The sequence below is a fragment of the Nocardiopsis sp. RV163 genome (assembly GCF_001029525.1).
GTDB classification, from domain to species: Bacteria; Actinomycetota; Actinomycetes; order Streptosporangiales; family Streptosporangiaceae; genus Nocardiopsis; species Nocardiopsis dassonvillei.
In genome coordinates this window covers 1-11,726 of record NZ_LEKI01000175.1, presented here as the reverse complement: position 1 = coordinate 11,726, position 11,726 = coordinate 1, and the positions used below count along the sequence as shown (strand labels likewise).

The following is an 11,726-nucleotide window of genomic DNA, read 5'->3' as shown; positions in this document are numbered from 1 at the left end:
TGCAGAGGCAGCGGCGGCGACGGAGGTGACGGAGGGGGCGACGGGGGCGGCAGTTGAGGACGCCTTGCCGGGCGATCACCCCGATCCGCTGCCAAGGGGCGAGCAGGAGGGCGAGGCTGCCGAAGAACCCGTAGCGCAGCCCGGTCCGGGCGGTTCCCGAACCGGCGAGGACCGCCTTCTTTCTCGACGGGATCCGCGGGCGCCGGTAATCCGCCTGACCCCCGGAGGCGCATGCCTCGTGTCCGGGGGAGCGAAGCGCCCGAGCGAGCGGGCTTCGGCGCGCCCGGGCGTTCTTTTGAATCTACGTCGTAAAGGTCGGGGTTCTCGATATCTTGCTCCACCTGAACCTTGCTCCACCTGAACCTTGCCTCCATCACTCCAGAACGCCGAAGGCCTGCCCGTCCTCGGGCAGCACCTGGCCCCCGTCGACCACGATGGTCTGCCCGGTGATGAATGAGGCTCCGGGACCGGCCAGGAACAGGCAGGCCGCGGCGATGTCCTCGACCTCGCCGATGCGTCCCAGCGGGATCGCGGCGCGCATGCGCTCCAGGTAGTCGGGCCCCAACTCCTCCAGGCCCTCGGTGCGCACGTTCCCGGGCAGCACCGCGTTGACGGTGATGCCCCGGGGCGCGAGCTCCAGAGCGGCGCTGCGCATGAACCCGAGCTGGGCGGCCTTGGTGGCGGCGTAGTGGGACCAGCCCGCGTATCCGGTCAGGGGCCCGGTGATGGAGGAGGTGATAACCACGCGCCCCCGCCCTGAGGTCGTCAGGGCCTCCACCGCGGCGCGCACCGTCAGCACGGTGCCCTTGACGTTGGTGTCCACGACCCGGTCGAGTTCGCCGGGGTCCATCGACACCAGCGGGGACGAGGGGAAGATTCCGGCGTTGGCGCAGACCACGTCCAGGCCGCCGGTGCGCCGCACGGCCTCCTCCACGACGCGTTCGCAGTCGTCGGCCCCGGCCACGTCGCCGACCACCCACTCCGCCCCCGGGACGCACCGGGCCGCCTCGCGCGTCCGGGCCTCGTCGCGGCCCACGATCACCACCCGGTCCCCGGCCTCGGCGAACCCCTTGGCGATACCGAGCCCGATGCCCCGGGTCCCGCCGGTCACCAGAACTGATCTGTCCACAGTCGTCTCCCGTACCTTCCGCCGAACGCTGCTCCGTCCCGCCCAGGATTCCGTACGGGGGCGCTTCCACCCGGCTTTCCCGGTGAACGCCGGGCAGCCGGGCCTTCGGTCAGTCGCGTGTCGTGCGCGGCGGTGCGAGGGAGTCGGTGATGCGCACCTCGGTGGGCAGCCTGCGCCCCCGTGGGCGGGCTCCCGCGGGCCCGTCGACCAGCTCGACCAGCGCCGACACCGCCGCACGGCCCAGCTCGTCCGCCGGGGCCAGCACCGCCGAGATCGGCGGCCCCGGCAGGTCGGCCAGGGCGATGTCATCGGCTGCGGCCACACTGATGTCCTCGGGCACCCGCACCCCCATGCGGCCGAACTCGAACATCGCTCCCAGCAGCAACAGGCTGTTGTAGACCAGCATCGCCGTGCAGCCCGAGTCCACGATCTCCCGCGCCGCCGCGGCCCCCTCCGCGAAGGCCGGCCGCACGGGCCCGAAGACCCGCACCCGCAGCCGGGACCGGGCGGCGTGCTCCACCAGCTCCTCACGCCTGCGCCGGTCCATCCACGAACTGGGCGGCCCCGCCAGGTAGGCGACGTCGCGGTGCCCCAGCTCCACCAGGCGGTCGTAGACGGTGCCCAGACCGCCGGGGGTGTCCACCGTGAACGAGGTCAGTCCGGGCACGCGGCGGTTGATCACCACCAGCGGCTTGCGCCGGTGCGCCTCCTTCAGGTCGGCGGCCGAACCCACCGGTGACTGGAGCGCGAAACCGTCCACCTGGCTCTCCAACTCACCGAGCACCTCGGCCTCGCGGGCCGCGTCGCCCCCGGTGACGGCGATGATCACCCGGCGCCCGCTCCTGCCCGCCAGCTCCTGCGCGGCGGTGGCGGTGGTGGAGTAGAAGGGGTTGTCCAGGTCGGGGACGAGCAGGGCGAAGAAACCGCTGCGGCCCGTGGTCAGCGCCCGTGCGGCCGGGTTGGCCCGAAACCCCAGCCGCTCCGCGGCGGCGCGCACCCTGAGCAGGGTGGGCTCGGAGACCATGGACGGCCGCGACAGGGCCCGCGAAACGGTGGACGCCGACACACCGGCCTCCCTGGCCACGTCGTCCAGACTCGCCATCGCAGCTCCTCACACCCGGTGGTGCCCCCTGTCACACTCGCGACCCGGGGGTTGGCTCGTGTCCCCGACACAGGTTACGGTGTGCAAGCGCTTGTGCAAGCGCTTGCAGATGTTTCCGCAGATGAGCTGCTGTTCAGATCAAGCATCGTGCAGACGAATCCTCGCGCAGACACGGAACCGCGCAGCTCGGGCGCCGTGCCCAACCCAGACCGTCCCCTCGACAGCGACCGGGAGTGGAATTGCCCCGCCCGTCACCCACCGCCGACGCGGCCGCTCCGCGCCGCGGCCGCCTCCCACGACCACCCGTCACGGTCCTGCTGGTCCCGGGGCTGGCCGTGGTCCTGTTCGCCTTCTGCTACCCGGTCGTGGCCACCCTGGCCTGGCCGCCCGACGGCGACCCCGCCACGGTCGCGCGCGAGACGGGCGGCCTGCTCACCGACCCCTACCTGCTGCCCGTGGTCGCGCGCACCGTCCGCGTCGCCGTGGTGACCACCGCGCTGTGCCTGCTCATGGGCTTCCCGGTGGCCTACCTCATCTCGCGGGCCCCCGGCCGCTGGCCCGGCCGCCTCCTGGCCCTGGCGATCTTCCCGCTGCTGCTCAACACCGTCGTGCGCACCTACGGCTGGATCATGGTCCTGGGCGGCAACGGCCTCATCAGCGGCATCAGCGAGGCCCTGGGCACGGGCCGGGTCCAACTGCTCTACACCGAGACCGCCATCGTGCTCGGCCTGGTCCAGCTCTTCCTGCCGCTGATGATCCTGTCCTCCTACTCCAGCCTCGCCCAGCAGGACCACCGCCTGGAGGACGCCGCCCGCGGCCTGGGCGCCTCGCCCGGCCGGGCCTTCCGTACCGTGGTCTTCCCGCTCGCCCTGCCCGGTGTGCTCGTGGGCTGCACGCTCGTCTTCGCGGGCGCGGTCACCGCCTTCACCACGCCCCAACTGCTCGGCGGGCCGCGCGAACGCCTTCTGTCCACCCTGCTCTACAGCCGGGTCAACGTCAGCCTCGACTGGCCCTCCGCCAGCGCCGTCGCCCTGGTGATGACGGTGCTGGTACTGGCGGTCAGCGCGCTGTCCGGCCGGCTCGGCAAGATCGGGAGCACCACCTCATGATCCTGAGACGCCCCTTCCTGTCGCTGCTCGCTGCGGCGGCCTTCGTCCTCATGCTCGGCCCCGTGGTGATCCTGGTCGGGGTCGCCTTCACCGCCGGGAGCACCCTGGCCTTCCCGCCCGAGGGCCTGTCCCTGCGCTGGTTCGCCGCCGCCCTGGACTACGGGCCCTTCGTCGACTCCTTCGGCACCAGCGTCGCCGTGGCGCTGGCCTCCACCGCGATCGCCCTGCTCCTGGGCGTTCCGGCGACCCTGGCCCTGCACCGGGGCGACCCGCGCGGGCGCAGGCTGATGGAGAACCTCTTCTTCGCCCCGATCGTGGTCCCCGAACTGGTCCTGAGCCTGGCCCTGTTCCAGCAGCTCATGGTGGGCATGCGCGTCACCGCGCTGGGCGCGCTGATCGTCGGCCACACCGTCCTGCTGCTGCCCTACACCGTCCGCGTCGTGGGCGCCTCACTGTCGCTGGCCGACGCGCGCCTGGAGGAGGCCGCCCGGGGGCTGGGCGCCGGTCCGGTGCGGGCCTTCTTCACCGTGACCCTGCCGGTCATGGCGCCGGGCATCCTGTCCGCCACCATCCTGGCCTTCATCACCTCCCTGAACAACGTTCCCCTGTCCCTGCTGCTCACCGGCCCGGGCGTGGCCACGCTGCCGGTGGAGATGCTCAACTACGTCCAGTCCTCGTTCGACCCGGTGGTCGCGGCGGTCAGCGTGCTGCTCCTGGCGCTCAGCGTCGCGGTCGCCTTCGCCACCGAACGCATGGTCGGTTTCACGAAGGTCTTCGGCCGCTAACCGGGAAGAAGGACACGCCACATGACACCCGTCGTCGAACTCGACCGCGTCACCCACCGCTTCGGCGGACGCAAGGGCAAGGACGGCCCCGCCGCCGTCGCCGACCTGGACCTGGCCGTGCAGCGCGGCAGGTTCACCACGCTGCTGGGCCCCAGCGGCTGCGGCAAGACCACCACCCTGCGCATGATCGCCGGGTTCCTCCATCCCACCTCCGGCAGGATCCTGCTGGAGGGCGAGGACGCCACCCGCACCCCGCCGGAGAAGCGCAACATCGGCATGGTCTTCCAGTCCTACGCGCTCTTCCCGCACATGACCCTGCGCGACAACGTCGGCTACGGGCTGCGCACCCGCAGGATCGCCGCCCGGGAGGCGGCCAGGCGTGCGGGTGAGGCGCTGGACCTGGTGGGCCTGGCGCACCTGGCCGACCGCAAGCCCGCCGAGCTGTCCGGCGGCCAGCAGCAGCGGGTGGCCCTGGCCCGCGCCGTGGCCATCCGACCCTCGGTGCTGCTGCTGGACGAGCCGCTGTCCAACCTCGACGCCCAACTGCGCGTGCAGATGCGCCGCGAACTGCTGCGGGTCCAGCGCGAGACCGGGCTGACCGCCGTCCTTGTCACCCACGACCAGGACGAGGCGCTGGAGCTGTCCGACACCATGGTCATCCTCAACGGGGGGCGCCTGGAGCAGCAGGGCGCGCCCCGGGAGGTCTTCCCCGCGCCCGCCAACCGCTTCGTCGCCGAGTTCCTGGGCTACGACAACTTCCCGCGGGTGCCCGGGCGCGGAGCCGTCACCATCCGGCCCGAGCACGTGCGCCTGCTGCCCGCCGGAACCCGCGAGGGCGAGGGCGAGACCGGCCTGGACGGCACCGTCGGCGAGGTCACCTTCCAGGGCAGCAACTGCCTGGTCGAGGCCCGCATCGACGGCGTGGAGGGGCCCGGGTCGGTCCTGCGCTCCCTGCACCCTGCCGACGACCTGCGTCCCGGCGACCCCGTGCGTATAGCCCTGCCCCACCGCCACCTGGTGGAACTCACCGAGGAGACCGGATGAGCCGCACCGCACGCCCGCGCCGCACGCTCGCCGCGCTCGCCGCGACGGCGGCGCTGGCCCTGGTGAGCGCCTCGTGCGCACCGGTGCGCGAGGACGACCCCGACACGCTGGTGGTGAGCACCTTCGCCTTCGCCACCGAGGAGTTCACCGAGGTGGTGGCCGACCCCTTCGAGGCCGAGACCGGGATCCGGGTGGTCCTGGACACCGGCAACAACGCCGGGCGGCTCACCAAGCTCAGGATCAACGCCGAGACGCCCGACACCGACGTCGTGCTCATCTCCGACTACTACGCCCAGATCGGCAAGGACATGGGGCTGTTCGCACCCGTCGACCCCGCCGACGTATCCAACCTGGACGCCGTCCAGCCCTGGGCGGTTGACCCGGACGGGTACGGCCCCGCCTACACCTTCCAGCTCCTGGGACTGCTCTACCGCACCGACCTGGTCGAGGAGGCCCCCGACTCCTGGGACGACCTGTGGGCCAAGCCCGAGGCGGGGTACGTGCTGCCCGACATCTCGGTCTCGGCCGGTCCGATGTTCGTCCTGGCCGCGGGCGAGCACTTCGGCTCGGGCCCCTCCGACCCCGACGCCGGGTTCGAGGCGATGGGCCGCATCGGCTCCGACGCGCTCCAGTTCTACACCGGCTCCACCGAGCTCACCAGCCTGCTCGAACGCGGTGAGATCGCCATGGCCCCCGGCCTGGACAACTTCGCCATGGGCTCGGTGGAGGCCGGGCAGCCGATCGGCTTCGCCGCGCCAGAACAGGGCCGGGTGATGACCGCCAACACCGTCCAGGTCGTCGACGGGGCGCCCAACGAGGCCGGGGCCCTGGCCTTCGTCGACTTCCTGCTGCGCCCCGAGATCCAGGAGGGGATGGCCCGGGCCCTCTACGACAAGCCCGTGGCGCTGGAGGCCGACCCCACCCCGCTCATGGAGCGGGTGTCGGGGCAGGCCGCCTCCTCCCCGTCCGACAGCGGCTACCACCAGGGTGACCTGGCCCTCATCGCGCAGGAGCGCTCCACCTGGCTGGACCGCTTCACCGAGGAGGTGGCCCGGTGAGCGTCCCCGTCGTGATCGACTGCGACCCCGGCGTCGACGACGCCCTGGCCCTGCTGCTCGCCCTGGCCTCCCCTGAGTTGGAGGTGCGGGGGGTGACCACGGTCGCCGGGAACGCCTCCCTCGCCGACGTGGACCGCAACGCCGCGCACGTGCTGGACCTCGCCGGCGCCCCCGTCGGCCTGCCGCTGGTGTCGGGGCTGGCCGGGCCGATCTCCCGGACCGCGCGCCTGCGCGACGAACCCATGCACGGGGCCGGCGGCCTGGGCGGGCTCGTCCCCGCCTCGCCGCCCCGGGCGTTGGGCCCCGGCCACGCGGTCGACTGGCTGGCGGAGCAGGCCCTGGGGTCGCCGGGTGAGCTGACCCTGGTGGCGATCGGCCCGCTGTCCAACGTGGCCGCCCTGCTCGCCCGCCACCCGCAGGCCGGACCGGCGCTGCGCGAGATCGTCGTCATGGGCGGCGCCGCCTTCGCCCAGGGCAACATCACCCCGGCGGCGGAGTTCAACTTCCACGCCGACCCCGAGGCCGCCCGCTACGTCCTGGAGTCGGGCCTGCCCGTGCGGATCGTGGGCCTGGACGTCACCCGCGCCGCCCTGTACCCGCTGAGCCGGGCCGAGGAGCTGGCGGCGCTACCCGGTACCGCCGGGATCGCCGGAGGGCTGCTGCGCGACTACGCCCTGCGCTACCTGGACCGCTTCGGCGTCGCCGCCGTGCCGGTGCACGACGCCCTGGCGGTGGCCGCCGTCGCCCACCCCGAGCTGCTCGGCTGGGAGGAGGGCACCGCCTCGGTGGAGTGCGCCGGGGAACTCACCCGCGGCGCCCTCGTGGCCGACCTGCGCACCCCCGGCCGCGCACGCCACGTGCGCGTGGCCCGCACCGTGGACGCCGACGGTTTCGCCGCCCGCCTCACCGAGGGCATCGCCGGCTACGCCGCAGAACCGAACGACAGCGCGCGGACGCCGTGAACCGCGACCGCGCACCGGAAGGGGAACCGACTCCGATGCTCACCGCAGACCTGCTCATCCGCGGCGGAGACGTCGTCTCCGTCCACACCGGCCAGGTGTGGCGGGCCGACGTCGCCGTGGTCGGCGACGCGATCCGCGCTGTGCTGCCGCCGGGAACCCCGGTCGAGGCCCGCCAGACCGTCGACGCCGACGGTCTCGTGGTCGCGCCCGGGTACGTGGACGCGCACATGCACATCGAGAGCTCCCTGCTGGCCCCGACCGAGTTCGCCCGGATCACGCTCGCGCGCGGCACCACGACCGTGCTCGCCGACGCACACGAGATCGTCAACGTCGCCGGGCGCGAGGGGCAGGCCTGGATGATCGCGCAGGGAGAGGCCGCCGGGCAGACCATGCGCTGGGCGGTCCCCTCGTGCGTGCCCGCGCTCGACGGCTTCGAGACGGCCGGTGCCCGCCTGGACGCCGACGACGTCGCCGAGATGCTGGACTGGGAGGGGGTCACCACCCTCGGCGAGGTGATGGACTACCGCGCGGTGGTCTCCGGCGACCCCAGGATGGGCGCCATCATCGCCGCCGCCCGCAGCCGGGGCGTGCGCCTGGACGGGCACTGCCCCAACCTGTCCGGCGCCGAGCTGGGCGAGTACCTGTGGGCCGGGATCGACTCCGACCACTGCAAGAACACCGCCGAGGTGGCGGTGGAGAAGGCCCGCCTGGGCATGCTGCTGATGCTCCAGGAGAAGTGCCTGACCCCCGAGGTCGTGCGGGCGCTGCTGGAGTTGCCGCACCTGCCCGACTTCTGCCTGGTCACCGACGACATCGTCGTCGACGCGATCGTGAGCACCGGCCACCTGGACCGGGTGGGGGCGGTGGCCCTCGAACGCGGACTGCCGCCGCTGGCGGTGCTGCGGGCGCTCACGCTCCAGCCCGCGCGCAGGCTCGGCCTCGACGACCGGGGGACCGTCACCCCGGGCAAGCGCGCCGACCTGGTCCTGCTGCGCTCGCTCACCGAGTTGACGCCCGTGGTCGCGATCGCGGGCGGCGCGGTCGTGGGCCGCGACGGCGCCCCGCTCACCGGTCCCGGAACCGCGCCGGACCACCCGTTCGGCGACACGGTGCGCATCAGCGCGCCCGACGCGCGGGCGGCCCGCTGGCGGGTGGACCTGCCCGACGGCGACCACGCCTTCCGGGCGCTGCGGGTGAACCCGGTGGACACCTACACCGAGCCGGACGAGGTCGTGCTGCCCGTGCGCGGGGGAGTGGTGCACTGGCAGGGCAGGACCGCGGTGGTGGCGGTCTTCGAGCGCCACACCGGGGCGGGAGGGGCGGCGTTCGCGCCGGTCACCGGCCAGGAACTGGGCGCGGGGGCCTTCGCCACCACCTACGCCCACGACAGCCACAACCTCACCGTCGTGGCCACGAGCGAGGAGGCGCTGCGCGGGGCCGCAGAGCGGGTGGTGTCCTGGGGCGGCGGCATGAGCCTGGTCCGCGAGGGCGGCGAGGGCGCCGGGATCGCCCTGCCCGTCGGTGGGGTCATGTCGGAGCGGCCCGCCGACGAGGTGGCCCGGGCCGCCCGGGAGCTGCGCGCGGAGCTGGCGGCGTGGGGCTGGGACAACCGCAACGCCTTCATGAGCCTGTCCACCCTGACCCTGGCGGTGTCCCCGAGCGTGAAGATCACCGACCGGGGCCTTGTGCGCGTGGTCGAGCGCGCCTGGGAACCGGCGACGGTGGGCTGACGTCGGTCAGGGGAGCCGCGCCCATTCCCGTGGCGCGGCTCCACGGGTGAGGGCCGGTCCGCTCCCGCCGCGGACCGGCCCGGAAGGCACCGGCTGAGCACCCGCCCAGAATGTGAATCTACGTCGTAAGGGTGAGTGTGCGGCTCAATCCGTTGCGACGACACCAACGGAACCCGGGGACCCCCGCGAACCCGCTGCCAGCACTCCGGACGCCATAGTGTCTGCGGATAGCTGTGGGCCCCTCCCGGGGGAGCATCCGGGAGGACGGGCCCGACGGTCTCAGCTCGTACGGCCGCCCGGGGGCCCTCCGGGGGCTTCCTCCTCCCGGTGCCCCAGGGCGCGCAGCAGGTAGGGCAGGAGCCGGTCGGCGATGTCGTGGCCGGGGGAGGCGCCGGGCGCGGGCGGCACCAGGAACGTGTGGCTGACCATCGGGCCGATCACCATCTCCGCCACCACCAGCGGGTCCTCCACCGGCGGGATCTCCCCGCGCGCGACGGCGCGCTCCACCACCGCCAGCACCCGGTCCTGGAGCGGCACCACGAAGTCGCCGAAGAGCGCGTCGGCGAGCGCCTGGTTGTGCGCCGCCTCGCCCAGCACCGAGCGCAGCAGCCTTCCGGAGGACCCCTCCAGGGCCGAGGCTTTGTCGTGCAGGAGCCGGGACAGGTCCGAGCGCAGCGCGCCCGTGTCCAGGTCGGGCCCCAGGTTCTCCGCCCAGTCCCGGGCGGCTCCCAGTACCAGGTCCTCCTTGGAGCGCCAGCGGCGGTAGAGGGTGGCGGTGGAGACACCGGCCCGCCGTGCGACGGCGGCCGTGGTCAGGCCGCCGTACCCGTGCAGTTCGAGTTCGGCGAGGGTGGCGTCCATCAGCGCGCGGTCCCGGGAGGCGTCGCGCGGTCGGCCCCGCCGGGGGGCGCGCGAGGCGTCGGGCAGACGGTCGGTGGTCATGTCCCGGATCCTATGCGAGGGGGGCTGGGGAAACGAAAGCGTTTCGTTTAGTATCGCTCCATGACCGAGACCCAAGGCGCTCCCTCCGCCGAGCCGCTCACCCTGACCACCGAGATCCCGCCGGTGGTCGCCCGTCTGCGCGCCGCCTTCGCCTCCGGCCGCACCAAGCCGGTCGCCTGGCGCCGCACCCAGCTGCGCGCGTTGCGCCGCATGCTCACCGAGGAGCGCACCGCGTTCGAACGCGCGCTCGGGGCCGACCTGGGCAAGAGCCCCATCGAGTCCCACACCACCGAGATCGGCTTCGTGGTCAACGAGATCGACCACACCCTCAGGCACCTGGCCTCCTGGCTGCGCCCGCAGCGGGTGCCGGTGCCCGTCGCCCTGGCACCGGCCAGGGCCCGCCGCGTGCGCGAGCCGCTGGGCACCGTGCTGATCATCGCCCCGTGGAACTACCCGGTGAACCTGTCCCTGGCGCCCCTGGTCGGCGCCCTCGCCGCGGGCAACGCCGCCCTGGTCAAGCCCAGCGAACTGGCCCCGGCCACCTCCGCCGCCCTGGCCGAGCTGCTGCCCCGCTACCTGGACACCGAGGCGGTCGCGGTCGTGGAGGGCGGCATCCCCGAGAGCACCGCCCTGCTGGACGAGCGCTTCGACCACATCTTCTACACCGGCAACGGCGTCGTGGCCCGCATCGTCATGGCCGCCGCCGCCAAGCACCTGACCCCGGTCACCCTGGAGCTGGGCGGAAAGAGCCCGGCCGTCGTCGAACCCGGCGTGGACCTGGCCACCACCGCCCGCCGCCTGGCCTGGGGCAAGTTCACCAACACCGGCCAGACCTGTGTGGCCCCCGACTACGTGCTCGCCGTCGGCGACACCGCCGGACCGCTCCAGCGCGAGCTGGCCGCCGCCATCACCGAGATGTTCGGGGAGGACCCCTCGCGCAGCGCCGACTACGGGCGCATCGTCAACGAGCGCCACTTCGCCCGGATCACCGCCCTGCTGGGCAGCGGCACCGTGGTCACCGGCGGACAGCACGACATCGACCGCCTCTACGTCGCCCCCACCGTCCTGGGCGACGTGGACCCCGACTCCCCGGTGATGTCGGAGGAGATCTTCGGCCCCGTCCTGCCGGTCCTTCGGGTCCCCGACCTGGACGCGGCCATCGCCTTCGTCAACGAGCGCGACAAGCCGCTGGCACTGTACGGCTTCACCGACTCCGAGGAGACCAAGCGCCGCCTGACCACCGAGACCTCCTCGGGCGGCCTGGCCTTCGGCCTGCCGGTCGCCCACCTGGCCGTCCCCGGCCTGCCCTTCGGCGGAGTGGGGGACAGCGGTATGGGCGCCTACCACTCCGCGGCCTCCCTGGACACCTTCTCGCACACCAAGTCGGTGCTGGACAAGTCGCTGTTCGCGGACACCATGCGCATCGCCTACGCGCCCGTCACCGACCTCAAGCAGAAGCTGCTGCGACGGCTCCTCTGAGCGGGGGCGGGCCGAATCGCCCGCCCCCGCCCGCGCGGGTCAGCGCCTCGGGGCGGCCTCCCCGCGTTCGGCGTCGTCCAGGGCGCGCGCCGCCACGTGCGGGTGGTTCAGGTCGAAGGCGGGACGCTCGGAGCGGATCCGCGGCAGCGACGTGAAGTTGTGCCGCGGCGGCGGGCACGACGTGGCCCACTCCAGCGAGCAGCCGTAGCCCCACGGGTCGTCCACCCCCACCTGGGGGGCGCTGCGCGCGGTCACGAAGACGTTCCAGAAGAAGATCAGCGTCGAGGCCGCCAGCACGAACGAGGAGACCGAGGAGATCTGGTTCAGCTCGGTGAAGCCGTCACCGGGGAGGTAGTCGGCGTAGCGGCGCGGGAAACCCGCCGCGC

At 73.4% G+C, this 11,726-nt stretch carries 10 protein-coding genes and 1 pseudogene; 7 read left to right on the top strand and 4 right to left on the bottom strand.

Annotated elements, in window-relative coordinates:
- Positions 1 to 373: 373 nt before the first annotated feature.
- Entirely contained in the window at positions 374 to 1,129 is a 756-nt protein-coding gene (gene fabG, locus ABD54_RS22760) for a 3-oxoacyl-ACP reductase FabG (RefSeq protein WP_047871573.1), read from the bottom strand.
- Between the two features lie 109 nt (positions 1,130 to 1,238).
- Complete coding sequence (locus ABD54_RS22755) at positions 1,239 to 2,231, bottom strand: LacI family DNA-binding transcriptional regulator (protein WP_047871572.1); 993 nt, start codon at positions 2,229 to 2,231, stop codon at positions 1,239 to 1,241.
- 239 nt (positions 2,232 to 2,470) lie between these two features.
- Between ABD54_RS22755 and ABD54_RS22750 the strand changes: the two genes are divergently transcribed.
- From ABD54_RS22750 to ABD54_RS22725, 6 genes are read left to right on the top strand one after another with little or no spacing between them, the layout of a single operon-like run.
- On the top strand, positions 2,471 to 3,340 hold the full coding sequence (locus tag ABD54_RS22750) for an ABC transporter permease (RefSeq protein ID WP_047871571.1): 870 nt from the start codon (positions 2,471 to 2,473) through the stop codon (positions 3,338 to 3,340).
- Positions 3,337 to 4,125 (top strand): ABC transporter permease, encoded by a 789-nt coding sequence (locus ABD54_RS22745; RefSeq protein ID WP_047871570.1) that lies wholly within the window; start codon positions 3,337 to 3,339, stop codon positions 4,123 to 4,125. The genes ABD54_RS22750 and ABD54_RS22745 overlap by 4 nt, the downstream gene beginning before the upstream one ends.
- Before the next feature lie 21 nt (positions 4,126 to 4,146).
- The gene (locus ABD54_RS22740) at positions 4,147 to 5,169 is read left to right on the top strand and encodes an ABC transporter ATP-binding protein (RefSeq protein WP_047871569.1); all 1,023 of its coding nucleotides are present in this window, start codon (positions 4,147 to 4,149) and stop codon (positions 5,167 to 5,169) included.
- Positions 5,166 to 6,227 carry an ABC transporter substrate-binding protein gene (locus ABD54_RS22735; RefSeq protein WP_047871568.1) on the top strand — a complete coding sequence of 354 codons (1,062 nt, stop codon included), beginning with the start codon at positions 5,166 to 5,168 and terminating at the stop codon, positions 6,225 to 6,227. Before ABD54_RS22740 ends, ABD54_RS22735 begins: the two co-directional genes overlap by 4 nt.
- Positions 6,224 to 7,189 carry a nucleoside hydrolase gene (locus tag ABD54_RS22730; protein WP_047871567.1) on the top strand — a complete coding sequence of 322 codons (966 nt, stop codon included), beginning with the start codon at positions 6,224 to 6,226 and terminating at the stop codon, positions 7,187 to 7,189. Before ABD54_RS22735 ends, ABD54_RS22730 begins: the two co-directional genes overlap by 4 nt.
- A 35-nt stretch (positions 7,190 to 7,224) precedes the next feature.
- Positions 7,225 to 8,919, top strand: coding sequence for an adenine deaminase C-terminal domain-containing protein (locus ABD54_RS22725; RefSeq protein WP_047871566.1), 1,695 nt, complete (start codon positions 7,225 to 7,227; stop codon positions 8,917 to 8,919).
- A gap of 279 nt (positions 8,920 to 9,198) precedes the next feature.
- Here ABD54_RS22725 and ABD54_RS22720 read toward each other — a convergent pair whose 3' ends face one another.
- Entirely contained in the window at positions 9,199 to 9,861 is a 663-nt protein-coding gene (locus ABD54_RS22720) for a TetR/AcrR family transcriptional regulator (RefSeq protein ID WP_047871565.1), read from the bottom strand.
- A gap of 60 nt (positions 9,862 to 9,921) precedes the next feature.
- On the opposite strand from ABD54_RS22720, the gene ABD54_RS22715 reads away from it, so the two are divergent.
- Complete coding sequence (locus ABD54_RS22715; protein WP_047871564.1) at positions 9,922 to 11,340, top strand: aldehyde dehydrogenase family protein; 1,419 nt, start codon at positions 9,922 to 9,924, stop codon at positions 11,338 to 11,340.
- Between the two features lie 39 nt (positions 11,341 to 11,379).
- Here ABD54_RS22715 and ABD54_RS22710 read toward each other — a convergent pair.
- A pseudogene (locus ABD54_RS22710) lies at positions 11,380 to 11,726 on the bottom strand (cytochrome ubiquinol oxidase subunit I); the annotation flags it as partial.